24 protein-coding genes are annotated in these 26,965 nt (G+C 51.0%); 9 read left to right on the top strand and 15 right to left on the bottom strand.

The genetic code is table 11. The features are described from left to right. Positions 1-41 precede the first annotated feature (41 nt). The gene (locus tag ABI361_06555; GenBank protein ID MEO9320315.1) at positions 42-4,100 is read left to right on the top strand and encodes a hypothetical protein; all 4,059 of its coding nucleotides are present in this window, start codon (positions 42-44) and stop codon (positions 4,098-4,100) included. 94 nt (positions 4,101-4,194) lie between these two features. Here ABI361_06555 and ABI361_06550 read toward each other — a convergent pair whose 3' ends face one another. The 3 genes from ABI361_06550 to ABI361_06540 form a co-directional block, all read right to left on the bottom strand. Then, positions 4,195-5,430 carry an MFS transporter gene (locus ABI361_06550; GenBank protein ID MEO9320314.1) on the bottom strand — a complete coding sequence of 412 codons (1,236 nt, stop codon included), beginning with the start codon at positions 5,428-5,430 and terminating at the stop codon, positions 4,195-4,197. A 218-nt stretch (positions 5,431-5,648) separates the two neighbouring features. Next, positions 5,649-6,404 carry an adenylate/guanylate cyclase domain-containing protein gene (locus ABI361_06545; GenBank protein ID MEO9320313.1) on the bottom strand — a complete coding sequence of 252 codons (756 nt, stop codon included), beginning with the start codon at positions 6,402-6,404 and terminating at the stop codon, positions 5,649-5,651. Between the two features lie 352 nt (positions 6,405-6,756). After that, on the bottom strand, positions 6,757-7,536 hold the full coding sequence (locus tag ABI361_06540; GenBank protein ID MEO9320312.1) for a C1 family peptidase: 780 nt from the start codon (positions 7,534-7,536) through the stop codon (positions 6,757-6,759). A gap of 119 nt (positions 7,537-7,655) precedes the next feature. Between ABI361_06540 and ABI361_06535 the strand changes: the two genes are divergently transcribed. Both ABI361_06535 and ABI361_06530 read left to right on the top strand, forming a co-directional pair. Continuing rightward, positions 7,656-7,937 carry a protease inhibitor I42 family protein gene (locus tag ABI361_06535; GenBank protein MEO9320311.1) on the top strand — a complete coding sequence of 94 codons (282 nt, stop codon included), beginning with the start codon at positions 7,656-7,658 and terminating at the stop codon, positions 7,935-7,937. A gap of 212 nt (positions 7,938-8,149) precedes the next feature. Then, positions 8,150-9,508: a metallophosphoesterase gene (locus ABI361_06530; GenBank protein ID MEO9320310.1), complete on the top strand. Its 1,359-nt coding sequence runs from the start codon at positions 8,150-8,152 to the stop codon at positions 9,506-9,508. A 66-nt stretch (positions 9,509-9,574) separates the two neighbouring features. On the opposite strand, the gene ABI361_06525 is transcribed toward ABI361_06530, so the two are convergent. The 7 genes from ABI361_06525 to pstS form a co-directional block, all read right to left on the bottom strand. Next, complete coding sequence (locus ABI361_06525) at positions 9,575-9,715, bottom strand: hypothetical protein (protein ID MEO9320309.1); 141 nt, start codon at positions 9,713-9,715, stop codon at positions 9,575-9,577. A 79-nt stretch (positions 9,716-9,794) separates the two neighbouring features. Further along, positions 9,795-10,895 (bottom strand): phosphate uptake regulator PhoU, encoded by a 1,101-nt coding sequence (locus ABI361_06520; GenBank protein MEO9320308.1) that lies wholly within the window; start codon positions 10,893-10,895, stop codon positions 9,795-9,797. Positions 10,896-10,986: 91 nt separating this feature from the next. After that, positions 10,987-11,646, bottom strand: a complete 660-nt coding sequence (locus ABI361_06515; GenBank protein ID MEO9320307.1) for a PhoU domain-containing protein — start codon at positions 11,644-11,646, stop codon at positions 10,987-10,989. Positions 11,647-11,691: 45 nt separating this feature from the next. Continuing rightward, complete coding sequence (gene pstB / locus ABI361_06510; protein MEO9320306.1) at positions 11,692-12,522, bottom strand: phosphate ABC transporter ATP-binding protein PstB; 831 nt, start codon at positions 12,520-12,522, stop codon at positions 11,692-11,694. A gap of 81 nt (positions 12,523-12,603) precedes the next feature. Next, complete coding sequence (pstA, locus tag ABI361_06505; protein ID MEO9320305.1) at positions 12,604-13,509, bottom strand: phosphate ABC transporter permease PstA; 906 nt, start codon at positions 13,507-13,509, stop codon at positions 12,604-12,606. Beyond that, on the bottom strand, positions 13,509-14,423 hold the full coding sequence (gene pstC / locus ABI361_06500) for a phosphate ABC transporter permease subunit PstC (protein ID MEO9320304.1): 915 nt from the start codon (positions 14,421-14,423) through the stop codon (positions 13,509-13,511). The genes pstA and pstC overlap by 1 nt, the downstream gene beginning before the upstream one ends. Before the next feature lie 183 nt (positions 14,424-14,606). Further along, positions 14,607-15,776: a phosphate ABC transporter substrate-binding protein PstS gene (gene pstS, locus ABI361_06495; GenBank protein ID MEO9320303.1), complete on the bottom strand. Its 1,170-nt coding sequence runs from the start codon at positions 15,774-15,776 to the stop codon at positions 14,607-14,609. A 724-nt stretch (positions 15,777-16,500) separates the two neighbouring features. Between pstS and sixA the strand changes: the two genes are divergently transcribed. The 5 genes from sixA (at position 16,501) to ABI361_06470 (ending at position 21,132) form a co-directional block, all read left to right on the top strand. Further along, complete coding sequence (gene sixA / locus ABI361_06490) at positions 16,501-17,016, top strand: phosphohistidine phosphatase SixA (protein MEO9320302.1); 516 nt, start codon at positions 16,501-16,503, stop codon at positions 17,014-17,016. Between the two features lie 88 nt (positions 17,017-17,104). Then, positions 17,105-18,643 carry a hypothetical protein gene (locus ABI361_06485; GenBank protein ID MEO9320301.1) on the top strand — a complete coding sequence of 513 codons (1,539 nt, stop codon included), beginning with the start codon at positions 17,105-17,107 and terminating at the stop codon, positions 18,641-18,643. Beyond that, a complete protein-coding gene (tmk, locus tag ABI361_06480) occupies positions 18,640-19,419 on the top strand; it encodes a dTMP kinase (protein MEO9320300.1) in 780 nt (259 codons plus the stop codon). Before ABI361_06485 ends, tmk begins: the two co-directional genes overlap by 4 nt. A 7-nt stretch (positions 19,420-19,426) precedes the next feature. Further along, positions 19,427-20,266 (top strand): CHAD domain-containing protein, encoded by an 840-nt coding sequence (locus tag ABI361_06475; protein ID MEO9320299.1) that lies wholly within the window; start codon positions 19,427-19,429, stop codon positions 20,264-20,266. A 344-nt stretch (positions 20,267-20,610) separates the two neighbouring features. After that, positions 20,611-21,132: a hypothetical protein gene (locus ABI361_06470; protein ID MEO9320298.1), complete on the top strand. Its 522-nt coding sequence runs from the start codon at positions 20,611-20,613 to the stop codon at positions 21,130-21,132. Here the strand turns inward: ABI361_06470 and ABI361_06465 are convergent, their stop codons facing one another. After that, the gene (locus tag ABI361_06465) at positions 21,133-22,407 is read right to left on the bottom strand and encodes a cation:proton antiporter (protein MEO9320297.1); all 1,275 of its coding nucleotides are present in this window, start codon (positions 22,405-22,407) and stop codon (positions 21,133-21,135) included. 90 nt (positions 22,408-22,497) lie between these two features. On the opposite strand from ABI361_06465, the gene ABI361_06460 reads away from it, so the two are divergent. Next, the gene (locus ABI361_06460; GenBank protein ID MEO9320296.1) at positions 22,498-23,073 is read left to right on the top strand and encodes a stage II sporulation protein M; all 576 of its coding nucleotides are present in this window, start codon (positions 22,498-22,500) and stop codon (positions 23,071-23,073) included. Positions 23,074-23,347: 274 nt separating this feature from the next. Here ABI361_06460 and ABI361_06455 read toward each other — a convergent pair whose 3' ends face one another. From ABI361_06455 to ABI361_06440, 4 genes are all read right to left on the bottom strand, one after another. Continuing rightward, complete coding sequence (locus tag ABI361_06455; GenBank protein MEO9320295.1) at positions 23,348-24,076, bottom strand: SAM-dependent methyltransferase; 729 nt, start codon at positions 24,074-24,076, stop codon at positions 23,348-23,350. A gap of 30 nt (positions 24,077-24,106) precedes the next feature. Continuing rightward, positions 24,107-24,856: an A24 family peptidase C-terminal domain-containing protein gene (locus ABI361_06450; protein MEO9320294.1), complete on the bottom strand. Its 750-nt coding sequence runs from the start codon at positions 24,854-24,856 to the stop codon at positions 24,107-24,109. Positions 24,857-24,957: 101 nt separating this feature from the next. Further along, positions 24,958-26,019: a hypothetical protein gene (locus tag ABI361_06445; protein ID MEO9320293.1), complete on the bottom strand. Its 1,062-nt coding sequence runs from the start codon at positions 26,017-26,019 to the stop codon at positions 24,958-24,960. 132 nt (positions 26,020-26,151) lie between these two features. After that, the gene (locus ABI361_06440; protein ID MEO9320292.1) at positions 26,152-26,961 is read right to left on the bottom strand and encodes a hypothetical protein; all 810 of its coding nucleotides are present in this window, start codon (positions 26,959-26,961) and stop codon (positions 26,152-26,154) included. Between the last annotated feature and the right edge of the window lie 4 nt (positions 26,962-26,965).

Raw genomic sequence — 26,965 nt, 5'->3', positions numbered from 1 at the left:
CTGCCTTAGAATTGGCATTGCGCCTAGAATTATCATTTTCGATGACCAGAGCAGGCACTCGGCTGAAGGAAAAACCCGCGGCTGATCGGGCCTTGCAAGCCATAGCCACCGCCCTGAATCTTCAACTAGAGGAGAGCGATGGCTCTCCGATACCATTTGTAAAACCTCCTGACTATGAGGTCTTTCAGAACACACGCGTCTCGTTTCTTATGGGGCCAAATGGCTCCGGCAAATCAAGGGCCATATTTGAGCTTGTAAAGGAGTCGTTTGACGAGGTCGAAAACGTCTACGTCTTGAATCCCAAGACAAGCGCGGGTGACGAATACGGGAGGGTGAGCATTCAGGACCTTATCCAGCGAATCACCACAGCAGACCTTGTGGTCTGGGACAACTTTCCTGACGACCTCAGAAAGAGGGACATCTTTACCGTCGGCGAATCCATTGAACTCCTCCTGTCGTCTAGGGCCAGAAGCATTCTGATTTCGCTCAATGCAAATTACTTTGAAGCCTTTTCGGACCTCGCCGATTCGATCCCCGAACTCCAGCCACATTTGATGTCGTACGACAAGTCGGCGCTGACAAAGATGCTTTCTGAATTTGGAGAAAACATATCACTATTTCACAAGGCGTACGGCAAGTACGTGGCCGGGAGTCTGAACAAGGTTGCGAGCACGCTCTGGCACAACGACCCGTATCCTGCGACTGTTCTCCTTTACTACAGATCGCTTGTAGGTCAAATTGCAGCAGGCAAGGCACGGGTTGGAACAGGCGCGATAGTTCAGGCGAAGGAATTGGCATCACGGCGCGCCTACTTTGTAGCGCAGTTTCAAACATTGTCCAGAATCCCTTCCCGGCGCCACGATGCAGAGTTTCTCCTGACACTGAAGCTCTGCTACGACCTGAGGCTCGAAAGGAATTTCAACACGGTCTCCCGGCTGCAAAAGGCTATATTTGGATCTGAGCCAGCCCCGTCTCCCGCCCGCAGGCTGACTACCTGGGTCTATCTGGCCGGAGACTATTACTCGATGCATGCTCTGGCACTCGAATCATGCAAGTTCGACGCCGAGACAACGCTGGAGATAGCCATGTACTTGTCTCGCGAGTTCCCAGGTCTCGTGTCAACTCGTGCTGCAAGTTTTTCGATCGCCCGCTTTATGGGAAGAAACATTGCGTCAATTCTCAATGCCCCGAGAACTTCGGAAATCAAACTTCCTGATGCCATAACGGCCCAGATCAAGTCAAACATTGATTTCGCGCTTGGGCTCGGGAAGGGAATTGGAGAGGCGTTCATTGAGTTGGAGCAGCCGCTCCAGAAGTCGGTTCTGCAGGCCTCAGGGCTGAGTGGCGAGTTCTCTTTTGGACTTGGTTCCGGGCTGGCAGAGGTATTGCGTTCAGCGGACACCGACGTTTACGGATCGATAATTTCTGAAGCCAGGAGAAACATACATCTCGCAAGCGGACTAGGGGATGGCCTAGGAACAGGTTTCTCAACTCTCAAAGCCAAGCAAAAGGCGAGCCTCTTCGGACTCGCCGAAGAAAACGTCCAGTTTGCTTACGGGCTGGGAGTCGGGCTTGGCAGGGGTTGCTACCAGCTGCGAAAGTCAGAAAGAACGGAGCTATTCAATCGCGGCGACAGGAATAGCGAGTTTGCGAGGGGGCTTGGAGCCGGAGTCAGCGACGTCTTTGCGTTCATGAAGGATTCCTTCAGGCGCGAAGTATTTGCCCTGGCAAAGAAACACAGCGAGTTTGCAAGAGGCCTCAGTACAGGGCTGGGTCAGAATTTCAAAACGATGGAAGACCAGCTAGTCAAGGAGACGCTTATTGAAGAATCAGACAGGAACCCCCAGTTTGCTCATGGTTTTGGCTTTGGCATTGGCCAGGTCTTTTCGTCGCTTGAGGAAGTAGAGCAGGCGAAACTATTGGCTTACGCTAACGGCAATGCGGGCTTTTCCATCGGGCTTGGCTTTGGGGCTGCAATGAGATTTTCATTCCTGGGCGCGGCTATTCAATCCAATTTCCTGAAACTGGCGGAGCGAAATCACCAACTGAGCCATGGAATAGGTATTGGTATCGGTTTCAATCTAAAGTACCTAGATTCTGCGTCCCGTCAGCAGTTCATTGTCGAGATGGCTTCAAGTAATCCGCAGTTTGCCCGGGGAGTCGGCATGGGAATCGGATATGGCTTTAGGTACCACGAAAAGAAAACTCAGGACGAAGCTTTCCAGCTATCAAAGTCAAATACTGAACTCTCTGAAGGGCTGGGAATTGGCATCGGCTACATTTACCGTTATCTCGGGGCAGATTTGCAAGCCCGGATCTCAAAGACTATGAAGAGTGACCTGCAGTTTGCGCGTGGACTGGGCATGGGGCTGGCCTATAATTTTTCGTACCTGAGCAAGGAAACCCAAGACGAGACAAGGTGTCTAGCCGCTTCAAATGGGGAACTTGCTGAAGGCCTGGGGATGGGCTTTGGCTACAGTTTCACATACCTTTCTGAGGTCGAAAGGAAGTCTCTATTCAAGCGCGCCGAGACAGACGTCCAGTTTGCGCAGGGACTTGGCTTTGGAATAGGCTACCTTTTCTCCACGCTTGATGAAGAAGTTCAGGAGCAGCTATTGGTAGACCATATTCAAAAGGACAGCTCTCTTTCCCACGGATTGGGATCTGGCATAGCATACAGTTCCACGTACATGTCTGGGGCGGAGATTGCTGTAATCTTTGCCCACGCGAAAACAAACAGCTCGCTTTCGGAAGGCCTTGGACTGGGATTCGGCTATACCTTCTTGTATTACGACAAGGAGCGTCAGAAAGTGCTATTCAAGCGCGCCGAGACAGACGTCCAGTTTGCGCAGGGACTTGGCTTTGGGATTGCCAAGGTGCTTTCGTTCATTCCAATTCCTGAACGAAAAGAAATATTGAAGCATATGCGGACGGATTCTGCGTTTACACGGGGTGCAGGTGCTGGCCTTGGAACGAATCTGCCCTACCTTGACGGCAAGCTCAAGCAAGACCTCTATTCATGGACGCATGACAATCCGGGCTTGTCTATAGGGCTTGGCATCGGGGCTGGCAGAATTTTTGCCTCACTGGAACAGGACTCACAGAATGACTTTTTGAAAAGAATCGCTTCAATCAGGGGGCTTGCCCGCGGATTTGGAACGGGCATAGGAAGGAGGTATCCCCACTCCAGCCAGGTGACTCAACAGTTGCTATCAAATCTGTGCCGGCTCCAACTGCCAGTATGTGGCGAGAGTTCAACCGACCCGGGCGATGTGGAGGTTTGGCTGCAGGATAACGAGATTATGCAAAGTTCAATGAGGGATTCCGAATTTCATGCCGAGTTCTGCAGGGGCCTTGGCACCGGAATCGGCAGGTATTTTTCCTATTACGAAAATGATTTTCAAACTAAAATTATTCCGGCGCTCGAGCTCGACTCCGCATTCTCTGAGGGCTTTGGAATCGGGTTAGGTTTTGCTGCTCCCTATCTTGCATCGGATCATGAGGGCATATTAGCCCAGATCATGGAAACCGCGAAAGGCAATTTTGCACTTGCGCGAGGTCTTGGAACAGGAGCGGGATTTGGCTACAAATACGGACCTCCAAAGTTCCAAGTGCTCCTAAAAGAAATGATCCGGAGTAACTGTGAACTGGCAGCCTCTGCAGGGATCTCGATCGGAACCATGTTTCCGATGCTCGATGATAACCAAAAGCGCGAAGTGCTTCTGGATTGGCCAAAGTCTTCATCGCTTGGAGACTGCGCAGCCCGTTTCGTGGTTGGGCTTGGACAGGGGATAGGCAGGACATTTAGCCTTCTAGACATTACGCTTCAAAGGGAAATTCTTCGCTGGGCAAGTGAAGGCGGCCCCGGATGCAAGGAGCTTGCCTTTGAAATAGGGCATTCATTTACGACTTTAGAGCGCGCCACTCAGCGCGAGGTTTTATCAACTTTGGAACACGATAATGACTCCAGCGGTGCAACCGTGGAAAACAAAGGGGCAATCTTTGAAATTGGACTGGTGGAAGGGCTCGCAACTCGCATAGAATACTTGGATGATGAAACCAAAAAGCTAGTTGACTCATGGACAAAGCGACATAATTAGGTCATCAATGCTTCCAAAAAGCCCTCCGACTAGACTTCCCACGTCATCCGCTACGCGTTCGATGCCATGGCCCCTTGGCATTTAGCTTCGCAACTCAGCCATGAATGGACTCTATACTTGGGACTCGCGTTTTTTTCAGAGTCAGTATGAGCAAGGCAGCTGACACTGCCAGAACAACAAAGAGAATGTTCGAGCTTGTAAATGCGCCTGTGGAGGATCGCAAATAACCAGAGACAGATGGACCGATAAAGCCGCCCAGATTTCCTATTGCGCCTATAAGACCAATTGACACAGCGGCCGAAGTTTCGCTAAGGAAAAGCGTCGGAAGCGTCCAGAATACTCCAAAGGCGGAGCCGAATCCAACCACGGTTACACCAAGTAGAACTATTGATACCGTTGCATTCTGGTGGGTAAGCGTGCACACAATAAGAGCCGCAGCTCCTATTACCAGAGGGACGAGTGCGAGTAATTTCTTGTCCCGGCTTCGGTCCGATAATTTACCGAACAGTATCAGCGCAATGAACGCCGCCGTCGAAATGGCGGCCAGTATAAGACCGATGGACGTAAGTGGGAGCGCGGTGATTTCGCCTACCATGGTGGGAAGGAAGAATAGCAGACCGTAATTGGCTGCAAGCCATAAGCCATAGATAGCGGCCAGCGTAAGTACTTCGCGTTCCCTAATTGCTATTTTCCATGTATGGGCCGCTGCACTCGACTTTAACTTGTGCTCAGCGGCTAGTCGTCCCTCTACCGATCGCCTCTCACTAGGGGTTAACCACTCTGCAGAACCCGGCCTGTCGCTCAGTACTTTATAGGCTACAGGAGCCATTAGGAGCGCCGGTAGGCCCTCAAGAATAAACATCCAGCGCCAACCTTGGATGCCAATCCAATTATTGCTCAAGATCTGAGTGGAGACAGGGCCTGCAATAATCTGCGATACGGCAAATGCTGCAATTAGGACCGAGTAAACCAAGCCCCTCTGTCTTGCCCCGAACCAGTGGGATGAATAGACAACAAGAGCGGGGAACAAACCCGCAGCACAGGCTCCAAGGGCGAAGCGCATAATGTAGAACTGCCAATCATTGTTGATTAACGCCGTGCCCATGGCAACTGCTCCCGAACTTGCTACAACTATGGAAATGCACTTGCGGGCACTGCGGTTCTCAGCAAGTACGGACACTGGCAATTGAAACAGCAGGTACCCGATGAAGAAAATGCCGGCTCCTATTCCGAACGTCGTCGCGGTGAACTGAAGGTTCCCAGCCATTGTCAGCGCTGCGTAACTAACATTGGCAGTATCCAGAACCCCGATTGTTTGCAGGATGAACATCACTGGAACGATTCTCCAAAAGATCTTTCTACTGGCCTGCTCAGGGGGAGTCTGAATGACGTTCCACCGAAATACTGCAACGAATTGTAATAATATAAAGGATCTTCTAGAAGATCTTAGAAAAGTTGGTGACTTTCCGATATAATGGCGACTATCACGAACTTTTTGAGATTAAAATGCATTTTTGTAGACTTTGGTTACAGATTTGCTAAAACTAGCTACCTCACGGGGTCAAAGGGATTTAGCGATTTTTTGCCTGTTGCAGATTTCACGCTGAATGCGTGATAACCACTCTTCAGGAAGTCTGGAAGTCCGATTGTGGACTTGTCTGCGATTTTAGGGCTATAGGTACCGACCAAATTGAACTCATAGTCAGGAAAGTCCTTCACCTTGTCATAAAGACTATTGCCAATAACCATTCCATTAAGAGGGGCCATCGAGTTTATCTTGGCGCACAAATTCACGGTCAGTCCGAACAAGTCATCGCTCCCGACTGCGACTGACTTGCCTATATTCACCATACCATAGTCGGCGCTTACTCTATAGTTAATCTTATGTTTTCCGGCCGGGGTCGATGCATTAAGGTGTATCCAAGCATCGACTATAGATAACCCGCAATCGAGAACCGATCGGAGAACTTTATCATTTTCTAGTTTTTCACTTTTTGATTTGAAACAGAATATCAAGGCGTCGCCCCCGTTTTTGAGGACCCTGCCACCGTGCTTTACGACAATCGTGGCGATGTTATTCAAAAATATCGAGTAGTATCGGGTTAACTCCTCGTGAGTAAGAGTGGCTGATATCATCGTGGAATTGACCATGTCTACAAAGCAAATGGCGTACTCTGCCGAGTCGCCAGAAAAAGAGATTTCAATCGGGTCTGGCTGCCCCCTCTCGATCTGCCCAAGACCTGATACCGGAAAATCGCTCAGCTCGGCGGGGGCAAAACTGCTCGTGCGCTCCGCTGGTCGCAAGGAACTTCGAATCTCAGCGGGGCCAGAAAGCACCAATGTGAATAGCTAAGATTTGAAGTTAAAAGGATTTTCGTTATGCGGGCGGGGTTAGTTAGTCGACGTTCACTTGCGCAAGTGCTTGCGCGGCGATTTCCTATCTACGCGGGCATTTACTTGCAGAGCGGCGGACTTCAGCTAGCTACTTACCCCACCAACGAATCCTATGACTTTCGCCACGACGAGTCAGGGTCTTGTACATAACTAACGATGTTCATGCAGCAGCCTCGAGTAAGCTTGCCGAGGCGACGATTCGGTAATGGATTCATTAATGTGGAAGTCGACCACATTAATGGGAATCCACTTGCGGTGGTTTCTAGGCTTTGATCAAGCTTATTGTCCAAAAGTCGCTTGCCAAGTTTGTGTTTATCAGGTACTCATAAGGCATGTGACAATAGCCTTTCTTACCCCAACTAGAGCCCCAAGAGTTTCTTACCAGAAACTGCCGGTGCTTGTCATCGTACCCAACTGCAAGAACGGCGTGACCCCCGATTGCAGATTCGCTGGGAGCAGGCATTGGGACATTTCCGGTTTGGGCTACATGCTGCGATTCAAAGCTCTCGTATACCATGAAACCAAATACGAAGGGATAGCCGGACGCCAAGCATCCCTTAAGCTGGGCCAGATCTTGGTTTAGGCGCTGATATTGCACAGCCTTGTACTTCGAAGCATCGTGGAATGCAGTCGGGGAAGGCTTTACTGTAACCTTCGAAGGATCGTAGGGCCAGTCCGGGGTTTCGGGGCAAACCCCACTCTTTGCTATGGTCTTTATGCCGTCGCGGATTTGTGCCCCGCTGTCCTGGCTCACCGTTCCTTCGATTACGCGTTCGTTATAGTATATGAAAAGCCTAGACGGGACAAAGTCCGGCGCTTCATTGTTCTTTCTCCGTGCGTATTGAAAGCCACCTGCTATCGCATTTGCGGTACAGCTTCCCACCTGACCTTGGTCGTAAACAGGCGGCATGAAACTACTACCTTGTGTGAGATCCACCGAATCGGGCAGTTTCTGCAAGACAGCAGGGGGCGCGGAGTACATAAAATCTCGATGGTCTGGAAGGTCTGGAATCCAACCGTATTTCTGGATCTTGTAACTCATGGGAGTGTCCACATCGAGGTATTATTTAACAATTGTATCTCTTGCACCGCGATTCATGCACTGTTATCCATGAGGCGAAAAACTGCGAGGACTTAATAGAGGCTCGCCAATTATTGTGCATGCAAGAAATCACAACCAAGATTGGCCAGAAATTTGTCCTTGAGGTTAATTCGAATCCTACTACGGGTTTCAGGTGGTATCCGAAGTTTGACACAAGCGCTTTGGAACTGTTGTCTTCCAGATTCGAACCTGACTCGGAACTGACAGGCAGTCCGGGTAGCCAACTGCTTGAATTTGGAACTCTGAAAGCAGGAGATTTCGAAATCGGCCTGGCGTACAAGCGCTCTTGGGAACCAGAGGCTGCAAAATTGGAACGCTGGGTAGTACACGTAAAACCATAAAACTGCATTGGCGAGACAGGTCTGTGTACTAATTCTTGCGCGACACAAACTCGCTAGCAGCAAGGGCTTTTGCTAATGCGGCAAGTCTTTCAAGAGACCCAATTGACCAGAAGTTCTTCCATTTGAAGACGATTCAGCCAAATGTTTGTAATCAGTGGTTCCTAAATCTAGCGATATCCTTAAAGAATTCACCTCCATAGCTGATCGATAGAATGCCACGAAAAGCCGGTGCTCGACTTCCGCAGCCGTTGTTTTCCGAGCCCAAGTTCAATGAGGATGGCAAGCCCACTCCTGACCCGCAGACATTTCGGACCCCTCATGATCAAACGAAGGACAGCCAACTTTACAAGCAAATTGGAGCGCTCCTGACAAAAGATACCGTGTCTTTTCCAGCTCTGCGGGGCAACCAGTCCGATGTGTTCCAGTTGTCAGCTGCTTTTGGTTCGCACGGACCCGCTGAAATCAAGGCTATCCAGGACTCGGGCAAGATTGTCCTGCACATGGCAGGAGACACTGGAGCCTCAATACAGTCAAAGTTGCGAAACGAACTGAGTGTGGCTGACCACCTTACAAATGATTTTCACACTTCAAAACTTGACGATAGGCCGTCGTTCTTGTTCCATCTGGGCGATCTAATCTACAACTTTGGAGAGTCGCAGTACTACTATGACCAATTCTACGAACCATTTCGAAACTATGCCGCTCCCATCTTCGCAATCCCGGGAAATCACGACTCGTTTGTAGTTCCAGGGACTAGTGCGAATGACGCCCCGCTCAACACCTTTATGCGCAACTTTTGCTCCAAAGCGCCGGTTGTTACAAAGGAAGCAGGGTCTTTGCACCGTACCGCTATGACGCAACCGGGGGTGTACTTTGCGCTTGACGCGCCTTTTGTGCGAATTATAGGGCTCTTTAGCAATGCCCTCGAGGACCCGGGAGTAATCTCAAGCCAGGCTGGTCAACAGGCTAAATGGCCCGGCGTGCCCAATTACCAGCTTAATTTCCTGGCAGCGCAACTGAAACGAGTAAAATCAGAAAAGTATGCTGGCGCGCTAATCATTGCAGTTCACCATCCTCCTTTTGCATATGCTCCACCACAAGGCCAGCACGGTGCGGGCGGCCATCATTCTGGCAGCACAACAATGCTTAGAGACATAGACTCCATCTGTAGCGCACAGGGAGTATATCCGCACGCTTTCATTTCGGGCCATGTGCATAATTATCAGCGGTTTACCCGTAAGCTAAGATTTGGCGGAAGTGAATACAGCGTACCATTCATCATTTCGGGTGATGGCGGCCACAACGTCCTTAGTCTTGTTGAATCTCGAGGAGGTGTGACACCGCCAAAGCCGAAACGTGGCGCGCGTGTAACCTACCTGGATAGCATTCCGGCCGTCAATTCCACGGAGCTCACTATCGATAACTTTGACGACCAGCACTACGGCTACCTGCGCTTAACAGCAGACAACAAGCTCCTGCGGATTGACTTTCATGCTGCTGACAATAACGCATCACCTCCTCCCACTGCAGATAGTGTAACGATCGATATTGCCAGCCACACTTTGGCATGACAGAAAGCAGGAAATCCACCTCATCTTAAGATTGCTCAAAGCCCGACATTGAGGCTCATCACTCACTTAGAAAATCTCTTCGTCCTTTCTGACGCCGCCAAGCCCGGTCTTTACAGTAGCAGCGCACTCCAGGCACAGACTAGCCGAAAACGGAAAGTCCTTTGTGTCCTTTTTGCAGACGGGGTTCTTGCACTGTGGGCATGTCATTGTAGACGTCCTTGTATTGCAGATGTAGCAGAGCGTCATGCGGAGAGATTGCCAGTGCCATCGTAAAAGGATTGCCCGACTAAAGATGCCCTGCCGATGCAGATGTGGCAGCCACTGATTTCTTGCCCGAGCTTTGCTTGTCAATTACCTCGTTTATAGTCTCGTTCATTGCGGCCTCGGCAATGTCGCTTGCATATTCTGCTGTGCGCCTGATGTCTTCAAGAATAAGTTTTACGCTGGCTGAGTCATGGAGTCTCTCTGCAGCCGCCATTGCATCTTCTTCCAAGCTGTAAATAGCATCGACAGTGTCAACCGTCTTATCCGCAAGATGGTAATCGCGCCTCAAGAGTGATTCTACCGAGTCTGCAAGTACAGAGAGGGCGAGCTGGCTCATTTTTTCCACCTTTTGCATCGTCTCTCTTGGCAGTTTTTCCTTAAGCATTATAGTTTTTTCTGCTATACCGCAAGCATGGTCGGCCACGCGCTCGATGCTTTTGACTGCCACCCTGTAGGACAGGCAATCAGACGGGTTCTTCAGGCCCATCTCCCGCAAAACCCTTCCATTCTGAGTAGCCATTACAAGGTTTCTGAGAATATACAGGCTGAAGCGGTCTACCTCGTCGTCGGACTTTATCACTTCCTTGGCCAGGTCCTGGTTGAGTTCCCCCAGCGACGACATGGCGTCAGAGTGCATTGACGAGGCTATGAGGTACATTCGCCTGATTGCCGTATTTACGGAAAGTTCAGGCAGTGAAAGCAGAACCTGTAGTGTAATGTTGTCTGATGCGTCGGCAATCATTTCAGTACCCACAAGGTTGCGCCTGACCACTTCACGTACTGCGTCTCTCAGAGGCGGACTAATCCTGCCCGACTTGAGCTTCAAATTAATTATATTGTAACCTGCAAGGTACATCGAAACTACCTTCCGTTTGAGCGTACTACTACCCTCATTAGGAGTGATAATCGCCGTAGCTTCTGCGAGTATGTCAGCTCCGGCAGCCGCTGCTACTGGGACAATTGAAAGTGAGTTATCCGTTTCGCGTACAAGCGTTACCTGGTCCCCCGGACGAATGTGCATTTCCTCAATCCACTTTTTGGGTAACGAAAGGACATAAGTCGACCTGCCAGTAAACTGAACTTTTCTAACTTCCTTGTGATCCGCGGCGCCAGTCGTTTTCAACGTGATTTGACGTGCCACTATTGGTTAAACGGTTTGCGAGAATAGACTATATTGTGCTATAGGGGTCAGTGTTAACTATATAGAGTAGGAGCTAAAGCCTTCTTGCAGGAGTACCAGTAGCAATGTATTTGACTGCGCTTGCAATCGAGCACGCATGGTCAGATATTCTCTCCAGATATCGAAGGATTAGCAGTCCAGAAACGTAGCAGCGTGGATCAGCATACAATTTATTCGAACCACGCTTGCCATGCGGCGTTATCGCCTCTCGCAGGAATTTGCGGTAAAGTGCTTCGACGGTCTCGTCCATTTCATACAGCTTGTCTGCCGCATCCTTGTCTGCAGTCTGCAGGGCAAGCACACTCATCCGCGTCATCTTTATCGCTATTTGCGAGACTTCAAGGACAGCCCTTTTGTCGCAGTGTGAAACAGAACCCATGGTGCTGATAATGTCAACAATGTCGTGTGCATAGCCGCCAAACCGCGCAAACCCGTAAGCTATTTCCATGCTTGACTTTATGAAGCGCAGGTCTGTTGCCACGGGTTGGTAGCGTGCAAAAAGTTCCACTGCAAGCTCGGATACTTCCTCCTGCAGGAGTTGCAATTGTTTGGCCCACTCAAAAATTTCATCCTTGTTCACTGAGCCTTCTTCATACGACTCGATAGCCTTTGCCACCGAACGCTCGGAAATCTCGGCCATGTTCAAAATAACGTTTGTAATCCGCGTAAGGCCCAGGTCTAGGAGTCGTGTCAAGTGTCAGGTACACTGACTGACAACTATGTAATGATGTTTGCGCTACTAGCCAAACTTGCCAGAGATATAGTTCTCTGTGAGTTCTTTGGTCGGGTTCTCGAAAATCTGTTTGGTTGGGCCGTATTCTACAAGCTCGCCTAGGTACATAAAGGCAGTATAGTCGGAGACCCTGGCCGCCTGCTGCATGTTGTGCGTTACAATGATAATCGTCAGGTCTTTCTTGAGATCATGGATTAGCTCTTCAATCTTAGCCGACGCAATTGGGTCAAGCGCAGATGTTGGCTCGTCCATTAATAGCACCTCGGGTTGCATTGCAAGTGCACGTGCTATGCACAGTCTCTGCTGCTGGCCCCCTGAGAGGCTCATGCCCGGCTTGTCCAGCTCGTCCTTTACTTCCTGCCACAAAGCAGCGCCCTTCAAGCTTTCTTCAACTATTTCATTAATCATGTTCTTGTCCTTGACACCGTTCAGCTTGAGACCGGCTGCGACGTTATCATGAATGCTCATGGTCGGAAAGGGATTGGGCTTTTGGAATACCATTCCGATTCTTCTTTTTATTATTACTGGGTCGACCTTCCCTCCGTAAATGTCGGTATCGTCAAGGTAAACGCTGCCAGACACACTCGCTCCAGGAGTCATTTCGTTCATTCTATTCAGCGAGCGAATCAGAGTGGTTTTGCCACATCCCGAAGGTCCGATAAGCGCAGTTACAGTGTTTTCCATAACGTCAAAGTTGATGTTCTTGAGAGCCTGCTTTGGACCAAACCAGGAATTAAAGTTCTTTATCGATACTTTGTAGTGAGGAGCAACATTGTCCCGCTTTACTTCGAGGTAATCTAGCTTATCGTCTGACAGCGCAAACTGCCCCCTACCCATACATAGTCCGGGACGAGACTCATACATAATAATTCTCTAAATAGTTCCTTTAGTTGAATATAGAAAGCGGTGAACCATATTTTATTGCCTCGCTCGAGCCCGAGAGCTTCTCTCAATAGCGACAAATCGCAAACCGACACTGAAGGCCAATATTAGCAAAATCAGGACAAGCGCCGCTCCCCATCCGTAGAGATGGGCATAATCGTAAGGAGTGGAGGACAATCTCCAGATTCTTAACGGCAAAGCGTCGACAGGGTTTGAAACTCCTTGGAAGAATAGGTCGGTTCCGAGGATTGTCATTATCAAAGGTGCAGTTTCGCCGGCAATTCGGGAGACAGCAAGAACGATGCCGGTAAGGACGCCATTTTTCGCGCTTTTGAGCGTTATAAAGAGAGTCACTTTCCATTTTGGTATACCAAGCGAGTGGCCCGCTTCGCGCAGCGAGTTGGGAACAAGCTTCAAGGTTTCTTCAGTGACGCCGACCACAATTGGAATCATTATTATCGAGAGTGCAACCGCGCCCGCCGTGACATTAAAGCCGCCTAGGGGCACGACAAGAATGATGTAGCCGACGATGCCTATCACAATCGATGGCAGACCCGTCATGACGTTGTTAAAGAATCGGACAGTCCGCGCAAAGCGGTTGTTGCCTGCATACTCGGCGAGATAGATTCCTGTAAGTATGCCAACAGGGATTCCTATCAGCGATGCATAAGCTACTACGATAATAGTGCCCTGGATGGCCGGTCCGATGCCCCCACCGCCATAGATCATTGACCCCTGCGGTTGTGTCAGAAATTCTGCGCTTAGTGCTGCAGCACCATTTTTTATGACTTCAAAAAGGATACTTCCAAGTGGAATGAATGCTGCAAGTACTGCACCTATTGTGCCAATGGTAAAGACTTTGTCAAGCAGCCTTCTTCGGGCATTGGTGCGCAGGATGGAGGCCTGGATCTCGTCCCGTCTTTGCTGTGACTTGTCAGACATTACTCTCGGGCTCCGGGAGACACCTTGACCATTCGTGACACAAGAATTTGCGCACCGATGTTAATGGCCATTGTAAGCACAAATAACGTAGCGCCAAGCGCGATTAGTGCAGACGTATGAGTAACAGTCACAGCCTCATTAAACTCATTTGCTACGAGGCTTGACAGTGTCTGGCTTGGGCTGAACAAGGAATTTGGAATAGCGGAAATGCCGATAGCATTGCCAATTACCATGGTAACTAGCAGTGTTTCGCCGACTGCTCGTCCCAGGCCAATGATTGATGCCCCAAGGATTCCAGCCCGGCCGTATGGAATGAGGAATCTCCGGACGGTTTCAAAGCGCGTGGCCCCAAGGCTGTAGGCTGCTTCGCGCTGAGTGTTCGGTATTGCCTTAAAGATCTCTCGTGTAATTGACGTAATAATGGGAATAATCATGATCGATAGTACAACTCCAGCCGTGAAAATGTCGAGGCCAAAGGGTGTCCGGGCAAAGATCGATATCTGCCCAAGCAGGTTGTGAATCGGAGCCTCGATATAGTTTACCATGAACAGCCGGAAAACAAATAGCGCCCAGAGACCATATACAACGCTTGGAATTGCGGCCAAGAGTTCAACTACAAATGATACGGGTGTTCCAACGCGGGGTGGTGCTATTTCAGAGATAAATGCGGCAATTCCGATGCTGATAGGCACAGCAATAGCCATGGCAATTCCTGCGGTCACCAATGTTCCTATGATATATGGAAGGGCACCAAAAGACTCGCGGCCTTCAACAGGATTCCAATCAGTCCCAATGAAAAAGTTCAGACCTTCTCTTGACAAAATGGGCACGGACCCCTGGGCGACCGAATATACCACGAGAGCAATCATTAGAAGAGTATAGCACGCTGCACCAATGACGATCCACCTAAACACCCGGTCGCCACGGCGCTTGCCAGCGAGAAAATGGCTTGACAAAAAGCTTTTTCGTGTCTGCGGAGCATCAACGGTTACCAGGCAGGGCCACCATTTTTTACCATGGATAAACGATATTTTACGCTTCTCTAACAGAACACCATGAACTATATAGATGAAAAAATAAGAAAAGGTGGGAAGTGCTTAGATCCCGAGTCCGAACTTGCTGCCGATTTTTCCAGCCAACCTAAGGTATGCAATTACCCCAACGAAGGAGAATGCCATAAGGACTGGAACGAACGGAAATTCAGGTACAGTAAGTTGAGTTTGGCCGAAAGAGAGCGAGCCCAAGGTCTGGAGGTCGGCTTGGACAATAGAGTCGGGCAGAGGTACATATCCAAGTGCAGATGACTGCTGCTGACCGTCTGTAACGGCCCACTTGATAAAGTCAACAACTGCCTGAGCTTGTGCTTGCGTCTTGACGTTTGCAGACATGTCTTTGTACAGGATTATGTAGGTGAATGTGGCTATTGGATAGGATTGATTCCCAGGAGCGTTGAGCAGCGAGACTTTGCTCCAGTCACCATCACCGGATGGCAGTTGGGTAGCGGCATTCTGGACCGCCTGCTTTGTGCTGTCAAGAGTTGGCTCGATAAAGTTGCCTGCCTGGTTCTGGATGTCTCCGTAGGTCATCTTGCTGGTGAGAGCATACGCAAGCTCAACATAGCCGATAGAGTAGGCGGTTCCAGAGCCGCTGTTCGGCACGCCTACAGTGTTTGCCACGCCCTGGTTTCCGCTCTGACCCAGTCCTGTCGGCCATTGAACTGCAGTTCCGTGACCAACAGTGGTGTTCCAAGCTGGACTGACCTTAGACAGATAGCTTGTCCAGACGAATGTTGTTCCAGAGCCGTCAGACCTGTGAACGACTACGATTGGCTGGTTTGGCAGGTTTGCACCTGGATTAAGCTGGGTAATTTCCGGGTCATTCCAGTTCTTGACTTTTCCAAGGAAAATATCACCAAGAACAGAGCCAGTGAACTTCAGGCCCTTGTTTGGAAACTCGGGAATGTTGTATGCAACGACGACAGAACCAATGGTCTCTGGAATGTGCACGACTGGACCGGTGAAGTTGGCACGCTGTCCCGCACTCAAAGGTGCATCCGATGCACCAAAGTCAACGGTCTTGGCGGTCAACTGCTTAATGCCAGCGCCACTTCCAATTGCCTGGTAATTGATGTTCACATTAGGTGTCACGGTCTGGTACTTGAGTGTCCATTCTTTTATCAGAGGAGCAGGGAAAGTCGCTCCTGCGCCGTTTAGGGTTATGCTGCTTTGTGCGGATGCCTGCGATGTCATGGCGATCGGCAGTGCCATAGCCGAAATGAGCCCCATGACAAGTAAGGGCGGAAAAATTGCCTTTGCGTGATACATATGATCGAGAAAAAAGGTATTGGATTAATTTCTAATCCTCATAGTCCACATGGTAACTATAGAGACTATAGCTCATAGAGTTTCTATATATTTGCCACCGTAAACTTCCGCGCTCTCAAAATCGAATCGAACAACTAATTGTTCCATTATGAGCGACCACACAAATAACCGCTAACAATACCGGTTGATGCCCCGCCTTGTGGGGGTTGGGGATGGCATGCACGGCAAGAGCGGGAGGTGCATCAACCTGTAACTTCAAAATCAATATTTTCCGACGCGCAAAAAAAGGATATCCAACATAATCTATATGAAAGATCATAGTTACACGTCAGCCACATGCACATCGGAGACAATGCATATCAACGCCAAGCGTCATTTTTGGTTAAATGAGCACAATATCGCAATTATCCCCCTCAAGTGATAATTCAGCCCCGTTATACTATACTTCTGCCAGCTTTGCAATATGCCATTCGTGCTTTTGGACGTCAACTATCTTGAGGCAAGGCGCCAGCGGATCCCGGAGGATTCGATGTCCTGCGTGCAATGACGATGTCTCCTTTCACACCATCCGCCCTTCGTGGAATTTGACCGGCCGCAGGGCGATAGCCGCTTGAGCTTTTGCCGCGCGGGACAAAATTTGATATAGCTTGTGGCTTTGGCAATAGGTGTGGAGCTCTACATTCTACGGCACGGCGAAGCAGGGAAAAGGCTCCCTTCCGGCAACAAGGATTCTGAGAGGCCGCTTACAGTAACAGGGGAACAGGAGGTGGAGGAGGTAGCAGAATCTCTGTCGGACCTGGGCCTCAAGTTTGATGCCATTATATCAAGCCCGCTAAAGAGAGCGCTCCAGACCGCGGAAATTGTCGCCAAAGTGCTCAAGGCGAAAAAGAAAATCGAGCTGTGGGACGAGCTCAAGCCAGAATCGAGCCATTCTGACTTTTACAAGCGCCTGTCTCAGGTAAAGCGAGAATCATCAGTCCTGCTAGTTGGCCATGAGCCGTTTCTGTCAAGCATGATAGGCGACCTTGTTTTCAGTGGCGGCAACAGCTCGGCGCAGGGAAGGATAGTGCTAAAGAAATCGGGTCTCGCAAAAGTCGCGGTAACATCCTTTCAGCCGAAGGCGCAGGGAGAACTCCGATGGTTGTTGACCCCGCGACACCTGAAAAAGATTCAGAAAAAATGACCTATGTAGATAATGTTAATAACAAAGTACGGTTTTCATTTTTTTCGTTGCTGCGCGCCGCCAGTAATTCGGAGGGCGTAATTTCCCGATGAAGGTCTCCGTCATTGACCTCGGTTTTAATTCCGTCAAGCTTGTAAACTACGACGTCAAGGAGGACGGCTGCTTTCGCGCTTATCAGCAGGAGGGAGTCAAGGTCCGTCTCGGCGAGGGAATGCAGGAGACCGGCAGGATAGCAAGCGAGCCTGCCGCAAGGACCGCAGAGGCGCTGAGGCTGTTCCGCGATATGATAAAATTCGACAGGATTTCCCATGTGCTGCCAGTCGCCACAAGCGCCGTCAGAGAGGCTGCAAACCGCGACGAGTTTCTAAGTTATATCGAGCGCAATACCGGTTTTAGATTCAAGGTTCTCTCGGAGCAGGAGGAGGCCATTTACTCTTACATCGGGGCATTGCAGTCAACCTGCATTCCGACTGCTCTTTTTTTCGACATCGGCGGGGGCAGCCTGGAACTTGTCTACACTGAAAATTATTCCATCAAGCGAATCAAGTCATACCCGCTGGGCGCGCTGAGGCTCACGCAGATGTTTGGCAAAAGCGACGGCAGTTTTTCAAAAAAGGCGTACGGCAGGATGCGCAGGCACGTCGAGCAGACCCTTCCCGGCGTCGATGACCTTGGGCTGAGCCCCGATACCGAGCTCGTCGGCGTCGGCGGGGCTCTTCGAGCCATAGCGCGCTACGACCAGGAGGTTATCGCTTACGAGCTTGATAAAATCCACAACTATCGCATGGAGTACTCTGATGTTTCTTCCATAAGCGAGGACCTGTACAGGATGGGGCCGGAAAAGATAGAGTCTGTCAAGGCAATCGGAAGCAACAGGATACAGACCATAATCGCCGGCTCTACCGCGATTACAATACTCATGCAAAAGATGGGCTTTGAGAATATCATTGTAAGCGCGCAGGGACTGCGCGAAGGGATACTTTCAGTCTATATCCGTGACCCTGATGGCTTTAAGGAACCAATAACTGCTGAGCGGGCAAGGTCGTTCGTGTTGGCCTCATGCAGGCCGGAGGTCCTGCCGGCCCGGACGCGTTCGATGGTAATGCCCCTGCAGGATGCCGGCCTTATGCGCGAGCGCGAAAAAATGATACTCACCCATGCCATTCGCGAGCTGCATACGCTTCCGCCGACTGCAAACCTGAACAACCTATTCTACATGATGATTGACGAAGACAACAGGTTCCTCACCCACCGTGAGCAGCTCATACTCGCGCTTTCTATAATCTACACAAGAAAGGGCAAGACTGCCGACTGGATATTTTCTCGCTACCGCACGATACTTGAGTCGCAGAACAAGAGGTCGATAGAAAAGATAGCCGCCTGCCTGACTCTTTCCTCGATAATCGAGCGCACCGGGATTAGGCTTCAGTTCCGGGTCATGAAGGGAAAAAAAATAGATATGAAGGTGACTTCGCCATCAAAGAGGTACATGCCCCAGATGCTCCTCAAAAATGCGGTCGCAAACTTTGAACAGGCTTTTGGTATCCCGGTGGCGCTAAAGCTCGAAGTCCGCAATCAGCACTGGCACCAAGGGGGCTCAAAACTTACGGAAAGGCTTGCGATATGAGCCAGCAGTCGGTTACTGAAAGAGCCAGCAAGATTCGTGCAAAGCGCGGCTCCGACAACAAGGGCAACAGCAGAATGGCCCGCTTTTACGGCAAGGGCATTTCGTACATCAAGGACACAGAGATGAAGGGAAGGCTAATTGTAATAGAGGGACCTGACGCCTCCGGGCGAAGCACCCAGATAGCCCTCATAACCACTAAGCTGGAGGCTGACGGCCATGCAGTGCTTAACACCGGCCTGCGCAGGTCCGAGCTGATAGGCGAGGGAATACTGGACGCCAAGCGCGAGCACATGCTTGGAAGGCGCACGATGAGCCTTTTCTATGCCGCGGATTTTGCTGACCAGCTTGAAAACAAGATCATACCAGCACTCAGGGCCGGCTACATCGTACTTGCTGACAGGTACATCTATACGCTCATGGCACGCGACGCCGTGAGGGGCATTAGCAAAAAGTGGTCGCACGACCTGTACGGCTTTGCGCTAGTGCCGGACCTTGTATTCTACCTTGACGTTGATGCAAATGAACTTGTGCATCGGGTATTTCAGAAAAACACCTTCCTTGACTATTACGAGTCTGGGGCAGACCTTGGGCTCTCCGACGACATGTTCGAGTCGTTTTTGATTTACCAGAAAATGATTAGCAAGCAGTTTCTGAGCATGCAAAAGCAGTACAACCTGGTGCTGATAAACGGCAACAGGTCCATACAGGAACTCAACGCCGACCTGCAGGGCAGGATAGACACCTTCCTAGGACCCATCCACTCGACGCACCAGTGATGTTCGCTTGGCAATCAAGAAGGAGGTTGAGACAAAGCTCGAAAGGAGCCAGGGAAAGATGGCCACGAGGCTTGCCGCCTACCTCGATGACCCGCAGAAGCAGGAAAACGTCCACGACGCCCGTACGTCCCTCCGAAAGCTAGACGCAGCATTTTCCCTGACGCCAAAGAAGGTCCGCGAAGCAAATTCCAAATACATCAAAACGTACAAAGAGTTTTTCCGCGCAAACAGCAGGGTGCGCGACTGCGACGTGATAAAAAGCAGGATACTCTCCTATGGCACCGAGGCAAACAGCCAGACGCTTCTCAGAGACATAGAGGCCAGGAGGAAGGCTGAACTTAACAGGGCAATAAAACTCGGCCACTCGCTTGAGGCGATGGCTTCTTCAGAAGGCAAGGGGCAGAAGGCCATCGCGCTTGACAGCCTGAGCAACTCCAAGGTTGAGGACAGGGTCGACAAGGTGATCCGCCGGCTCAACAAGAATCTGAAGAAGCTGCTGCCGCAGGTTCTCGGGGACGAGACAAAGGTTAGCGAGCTTCACGAGGCCCGCAAGGACTGCAAGAAGCTCAGGTACGCCCTTGATGTCATCTCTGAGGATCTCAAAAAGCCCTATGTGGAAAAGCTCGTGGACATACTGGCAGAAGCGGGCCACCCGCTGGACAGCAAGAAGGACCCGGAGGACGTGCTCCATGAACTCCAGGATCTGCTTGGCAACGTGCACGATTCTGACATCACCATCGACTTTTTGTCGGTCCACGACTCAAAGGACGCGCGAAAATTGCTTGCACTGGAAAGGGCTCACAGGAAGCAGGAATTTCAAAAGTTTTCGGCCTTCATGGTCCGCTGAACGAAGACCTGCATAGATGAACCTACACTATATTGAGTCCTATAGTATATGGCAGATAGGTTTTTGTTCTCCACTTCATGCTATAGAACTGCAAGTCATTCCTTAGAGGTTGACTGGAAACCCCGATAGCCGATGCCGTGACCACCGGCTGGAGAACGATGACGCTTTGGGGCCACACCATCAACCTCAATTGTGTATTTTTCCACAGCTAAATCAGCCATGTGGATTTACACGGATTTTGTAGAAATTTTCTATATTATCTATATCATATCAATAGCTTCTACATTCCTCATGGCGAGACTATTGGATATCCTCAAATACACATCTATGCCTATAATCACCAGTTGCAGCTGCACAGCATTGTTATAGATGCTGACGCCTCGCCCTCCGGTTCCATTGCCTGGTACAACCACTACACCGAGACCAGCAGGATTCGAAACATCCGACCCGCGACCAAGAACGAAAAGTTTGGCGTGCAGAGGATGGAGATGCTTGCAATTTATTTTGCAATAGCAGACAACCTGACAAACATTGTGAAGATGAGCGGCGGAAGGCGCAAAAAGCGACGGGTAATCATCGCGGTCAGAAGCGACAGCAAATCAACCGTAGAACAGCTACGCGGGCTATGCGAGATACGAGACTCGCTCATGAAGAGGATAAAGGACGGCATCGCAAAGCTTCTCTCAAAAATAAAATACACGCTGGTGTTTGACCACCTTAACAGGTCGCGAAACATCGCCGGCCTGCTGCTTGAGCAGAAAAGGCGCAAGGAGAGAGAAAAGATTCTGGCCATGTTCCCCGACAGGCCCTCGGAGCAGTTTGACATCGTAGGACGCAACCTGCACCTGATGACAATAATGCAGTAGTCAGGCTTCACCCTCGGGCCTGTTCGAGCCTTCCTCGGCAGGCTCGGGCTCTGAGACGCGGAACCTCGTCCCAATGCGGATGATAAACGGCCCGAGAAAAGTGGTCACTATTGTCACGACGCCTAGGATCGGGAGAATCGAGGCCGAAATGGCATTTACATCCTGACCTCCCTTTCCAATCACAAGCGACATCTCTCCCTTTGTGGCCGAAATTCCAAAGCCCGTCCGAAGAGCCGTTGCGCTGTCAAACTTGGCGCGCATGAGCATGCCTGTTACTATGAGGAGCTTGGACGAGAACGAGGTGAGTATGAGAATTACTGCCGGAACTATGTAGCGCGGAATCACCGAGACGTCCATCAGCGCGCCTATGGAGATGAAAAATATGGCAGAGAACATGTCCCGGAGCGGGATGGTTATTATCCTGGCCACAGCGGCGCTTCTAGACTCGGCGACCAGCACGCCGGCCAAAAACGCGCCAATCACGACAGACATGCCCAGGCTGCTTGCTACATAAGAGAGGCCAAATGCAAGGCCGAGGATGCTAATCAGCAGCAGCGCATAGTCGTTTGTTCTGCCCGCCCTGTCTATCAGCCGGGGGACTACCCTTGAGCCGATGATAATTACTCCCCCGATGAACCCGCCTACTATGGCAAGCGTTATTGCAATGTTTACAATCGACACCCCGTTTGCAACGGCAACTGACTGGAGGACACCCAAAAGGCTGATTGCGATAATGTCCTCGACTATCAGGATTCCGAGAATAAGGTTGGTCGACCTGTCCCGGATAAGCCCGATGTCTTCGAGGATTCTTATTGTTATTACCGTGCTTGTCACCGAAAGCGCAAGCGCCAGAAAGAGCGAGTCTGTGGTTGAAAATCCAAGGTATTGCGCAGTGAAAAAGACTATCAAAAGCGTGCCTATCGACTCGCCAAGGGCCACTACAAGCGAAATGCGGCCAAGCGAACGCAGCTTTGCCACGGGAAACTCTGTGCCGGTGACAAAGAGGAGCATGATTATTCCAAGCTGTGCGAAAAGATTGAGAGTGCTTATGCTGTGAACCAGCCCGAAGGGATTTGTGTACGGGCCTATGACCATGCCGGCAAGAATGTAGCCTATTACCATGGGCTGGCGGAGCTTGTACGTTATGGCGAGCATGATGGCGGCGACTACCATGATCACTGCAAAGTCCTGTACAACCAGCTTTACAACGTCGGTCGTGGGGTTGAAGAACTGCGGAAACAGTTGGTGTGTGATCTGGGTGGCTGTCGAATTCACCGGCAGTGATTGCGCATACCGCTAATAAAAACAAGCTTCCGTAGGAACATGACAAAACCATTATAGAATGCGCCCGCCGCTGAAGCATTCGTGCGCCCGAAAATTAGGGGCCGTCGCGTTCTGTACCTTGTAATTGGCATGGCGGCTTTTATGATAGCATACTCGGTTGGAGCCGCGACTCCGCTAAGCGAGCAGGATGCAAAGGATCTCAAAAAGCAGTTCCAGGACCAGATAGGCAACATAGACCAGAACGGGATTTTTGCAAACAATGCTCGCATTGCTCTTGGCATGTTTATCCCGGCCGCCGGTACCGTGCTTGGGATGTTTTCGGGGTTTGAGACCGGCTCTGTATTTTCTGCCATGGCAAAATCGTCTCCGGCCCTTTCAAGCGTGCCTCCTATTGTCATACTCCTGACCCCCTTTGGGGCGATGGAGCTGTTCTCCTACGGCCTTGCAATGTCAAGGAGCGGCATGCTAGTCTACAAGCTGGCAAAAGACAAGCCGTGGATAAAGGGGCGGGCCAGGCTGTTCTTCCACGACTCGGTCGTCCCGGCGCTAATAGAAATAGGAATCGTGGTTGCCGTCCTTTATGCGGGGGCCGTCGTGGAGTGGGCGTTTATTCAGCAGCTGGGAGGCATAAACGCGGCCTCCGGGCTCGGGACATAGCGGCTGCAGGATTTGCAGAAATTTCTGCAATTCCGGGATTGATTACAATTTATTGCAAGAATAAAAAGGAGGAATAGTCAGATCAGGCCTGCATCTCCCCGCAAGCGGGGCAAACTTTGAGCGATCTAGCCATTCGAGCACCGCATTCGACGCAACACTTGGAAGCGGCCTTGACCTCCGTTATGCCAACAGGCTTATCCATTGACATAAGCAAAGAAATGCAGTCTGTGTATTTAAAGTCATTTCATTTTTGAAATAGACCGCTTAGCATCGACTAGAACTCGAGGTACGTCTGCCTCTTTGCCTGGTCGATAACCATGACGGTCAGGTCCGAAAACTCGTCGCTGTCCGGCCTTGACTCGAGGTCGTCGAGCCGGCCAAAGAAAGCTCGTTCCTTGTCAGTGGTGAGGTCCTCAAAAACCCAGACGGGCAATTTCGTCGTGTCGACGCCGCCCTCCCTCAGAAAGGCAGAGATCTGCTTTGGCATAAAGTGCCTGGAGCGGTCTTTGGGCCAAGGCCGCGGTATAATGACCGCGCTCATGCCGGCCCTTATCTGCTGCAGAAGGAGCGACTTTTTCTGTTCTATGTCGCCGGTGACATGGAAGGTGAGGACGATTGACTTGTCAAGCGGCACCTTGGCGCGAGCTGCGGCAACCTGCACGGAGCTGATTCCAGGCACAAGCTCCGAGTTGTCCTCGCCAAAGATTTCAAGCAGCCTGTCGACTACCTCGGACTCGGAAAAACTCACGTCGCCGGTAAAAGGTACGGCGCATGACTGCCCGTCCTTCATTGAGGCAAATACGCGCTGGTACGTGCCTTCCTGGTCCCTCATCGTGACTTCAACGACCTGCTGTACTGAGCGGTCGATAAGGTGCTCTATGGTGGCAAGGGTGTAGCGGTAGCCCACTACGTAGGCCGAATCGCGGATTGCCTTCTTTGCTCCGTCAGTAATGTAGTCCGGCGAGCCGGGTCCGACGCCTACCGCATAAAGCCTCTTTGGCATTTTACCATGCTCAGGCGCCTGCACCCTTAATTAATGGATTGCAATAGCCCCGGCAGCCTTGAATGCGGCTACCAGCAGGTCGCCTGCAAGGATCATGGCGACAAACCCGGCGAAAAAGTAGAGCAGAAACGGTGTGCCGGACGTGACCCATACGTCCTTCTTTACCTCGTACTCTGCGGTTTCGGCGTTTTTTAAGGCAAAGTCAAACTCGCGCTTGCCCTTGCTTGATACCTTTTCGATTGGAAACGCAAACTGAGGGTTGCTCGAGCGGTGACCGATTATGATGGCAAAGGCCTTGCGGGACGCCGGCTCGTGCTGTAGCCCTTCAAAGAGCCTGCCAGAGTGCTTGGAATAATACGAGAGGTTTCTTGCGACGTTGAACCCTACTTGGGCAACCGACAGGATTATCGCGTTTGTAAGAACGATTATGGGGGCAAACGGATGGATTGAAGTCCCTTTGATGCCGAGGAGGCTTCCATGATAAAGAGGCAGGATTCCGGAGAGCGTGATAAGCGCAAGCATGTCGGCGCCCCCAAACAGACCGGCCCGGTAGATTCCGTACGCCACGGCAGCCGTCACGCCCATAGAGACCATTATCTCGAGGCCTTCGCCGACGCTTGACGGAAAGTCGAAAATGTACACGATGCCGGCTGCGGCGGCAAATACCATCCACAGGTAGTCGCTTACCTCGCGCTTTTTGAGGTCAAAGTATGACGAGCTTGCAAACATGGCAAGTGCTATGACTACCCTGACAAGGCCAAAATCAACGCCTACGACCAAAGCCACACGACCTCCGCTGCGATGCAGTCGTGCGTCGGGCGGGTTTGCATTTAATTATTTCCCAGGTATTCCATGCAAGGGCTTGAGGTCTTTTCCAGCGCCTAGCAGGCACCGCAGTCAACAGTTCCGCCAGTGGCCCCGGCCAGGCTGCCTATCTTGCCCGGGCTGAGGTTGTTCAGGTCCTTGTTGGCCTGGCCTATGACGCTGTCGTCCCCGCCCTGCTGCTGGACGAGCTTTTGGTATTCCTTCTGTCTTTCTTCAGCCGACTTTTGAGAGTTGTCTGAAGGGGCGGGAGTCGTGCCAAGAGTTGGAGCTGGAGGGCTAGCAGAGCTTGGTGCGGAAGCCTGGGGCGGCGCGGGCTTGGCGGCCGGAATCAGGTCCTTCAAGCCGGGAATCGCCTGGGCCTTGTCAAGGATCTGGCCCCAGACATCAATGCCCGTAAAGTAACGGAATACAGACGTCGTCGTTGAGGCTTCGCGCGTCTTTGTTACCGGCACCTGTATGGAGCGCTGCAACGTGACAGGGCCGTTTACGTCGTGATACTTGGTGACCATGACCTGTTCACTGCGGACGCTTGGAGTCTGGACGTTCCACGAAGCTATCGAGCGCGCATACAGAACAGACGTGCTGTTCGAGTTGTCAAGGCTCCTCATGATAAAGTAATAAGTGCCGGTCCGGTCCGCGTTAAAAGTTCCGTGAAAATAGCTCTGCGCCGTCACCTGTTTGAACGACATCCTGTCCGCGCTGTCAAGCGTAGCAGCGCTCAGGGGCGAGCCGTCAGCCGACGCGCTGATGAAAAAGTCTATGGGCTTTTCCGCGCTGTAGACGTACTCTACCTTGGCGCCCTGTGGGACGTAACCGGACCAGTACCGTACTGACGCGGGCTTGAGCAAATAGTTCTCATAGCCTCCCAGGTCAGAACTCATCTGGGTGGCAACGGTGTATGTCACCTGCTGCGTCTGCGCCTCCTGGTACGCCTCTTGGTGAACCTCCGTTACCGGGTATGACTCGGTCGAGTTTTGCATAACGACATACTGCTCAGTGGTCTTGAATGGCATCACGGGTACAAACAGAACTACGCCTACTGCAACCGCAGCGGCGATAGCAACGTAGAATTTCCTCGAGTAGATTAGCTCGTTTGCGGTGAGCAGGATGTTTGCCAAGTAACGAGTTCCAGTCTGGAATTTTCTACGGGTAGCATATAACCTTGCCATATATGAAATAACAAAAATAGATGCAGGCGAGCGCGCCTGCAGAATACGGATTTGCCAGCAGGGCTTCAGGCCCTTGACCGCTTACCTGCCAAGCGCTATCAAGAGGCTCTCAAGCACGGTTGCGTCGCTCCCGTTCCACATGATGCATACGCCGTCTATCTGGCTGCTGATGGTGTTAAGCGAGTTGACAATGTCGGTATTGGTGGCAAGGCTGGGACTAATCTGCGCTGTTACCTGCACTGAAGGGTTCTTGGCCTTTGCATACGGTATAACCGTACCGGGCACGCTCTGGAACTGGGAGTTGCCGACCACCTTTTGCAGCTGGATGTCTACCTGGTTTATGTTGCTAAAGTCAAGGCCTGCATATTCGCTCAGCAGGATTCGTCTTGTAGGGCTAATGCCGGAGCTGTAGCCTGCCGCCTTGATTATGCTCATTGCCTGGTTTGTTGATGCGGCGGGATTGACAAGTTCAGACGGGGGAGTCGAGCCTGCGCCGTTTGAGGCCTCGTTGTCATACGCAATATAGTCAATCTTTACTCCGCTAGTTGCAGCGGTCTTGATGTCCTGCTGGATAACCGGGATAGAGTTTGCTTCAAGCAGGTGCTTTTGGCCTGGGAACTTTGAAAACGTGTTGATAGAGAAACTGCTCACGATGTCTGTGCTTTTCAGGTGCTTCTTTATCACGGCCTGGGTTGCAGGGTCTGATGTAATTGTGACTATGTTGATCACCTTTGGAGAGGGCGAAACTGTCCCGCTAGCGGCTGCTGCAGTTTGACCAGAGTTGACAAATGCCGGCAGGAGCATCATGGAGACGACGACAAGCGCTGCACCACAAAACAGCGAAATCCGCAAAAGCGGTTCTTGGTTTTTTCTACCCGATTTTTCACTCATAATA

The sequence above is a fragment of the Nitrososphaera sp. genome, from assembly GCA_039938515.1.
GTDB lineage: Archaea > Thermoproteota > Nitrososphaeria > Nitrososphaerales > Nitrososphaeraceae > Nitrososphaera.
The sequence above is the reverse complement of the archived record's forward strand: the minus strand, read 5'-3'. Positions and strand labels throughout refer to the sequence as shown.

Bases quoted from the DNA above. Each gene is read 5' to 3' on its own strand.
- ABI361_06525 (MEO9320309.1), bottom strand. From the start codon at position 9,715: ATGACATGCCCACAGTGCAAGAACCCCGTCTGCAAAAAGGACACAAAG.
- tmk (MEO9320300.1), top strand. From the start codon at position 18,640: ATGAGCCAGCAGTCGGTTACTGAAAGAGCCAGCAAGATTCGTGCAAAG.
- ABI361_06485 (MEO9320301.1), top strand. From the start codon at position 17,105: ATGAAGGTCTCCGTCATTGACCTCGGTTTTAATTCCGTCAAGCTTGTA.
- ABI361_06540 (MEO9320312.1), bottom strand. From the start codon at position 7,536: ATGAGTTACAAGATCCAGAAATACGGTTGGATTCCAGACCTTCCAGAC.
- ABI361_06550 (MEO9320314.1), bottom strand. From the start codon at position 5,430: ATGTTCATCCTGCAAACAATCGGGGTTCTGGATACTGCCAATGTTAGT.
- ABI361_06440 (MEO9320292.1), bottom strand. From the start codon at position 26,961: ATGAGTGAAAAATCGGGTAGAAAAAACCAAGAACCGCTTTTGCGGATT.
- ABI361_06555 (MEO9320315.1), top strand. From the start codon at position 42: ATGACCAGAGCAGGCACTCGGCTGAAGGAAAAACCCGCGGCTGATCGG.
- pstA (MEO9320305.1), bottom strand. From the start codon at position 13,509: ATGTCTGACAAGTCACAGCAAAGACGGGACGAGATCCAGGCCTCCATC.
- pstB (MEO9320306.1), bottom strand. From the start codon at position 12,522: ATGGGTAGGGGGCAGTTTGCGCTGTCAGACGATAAGCTAGATTACCTC.
- pstS (MEO9320303.1), bottom strand. From the start codon at position 15,776: ATGGCACTGCCGATCGCCATGACATCGCAGGCATCCGCACAAAGCAGC.
- ABI361_06530 (MEO9320310.1), top strand. From the start codon at position 8,150: ATGCCACGAAAAGCCGGTGCTCGACTTCCGCAGCCGTTGTTTTCCGAG.
- ABI361_06455 (MEO9320295.1), bottom strand. From the start codon at position 24,076: ATGCCAAAGAGGCTTTATGCGGTAGGCGTCGGACCCGGCTCGCCGGAC.
- ABI361_06535 (MEO9320311.1), top strand. From the start codon at position 7,656: ATGCAAGAAATCACAACCAAGATTGGCCAGAAATTTGTCCTTGAGGTT.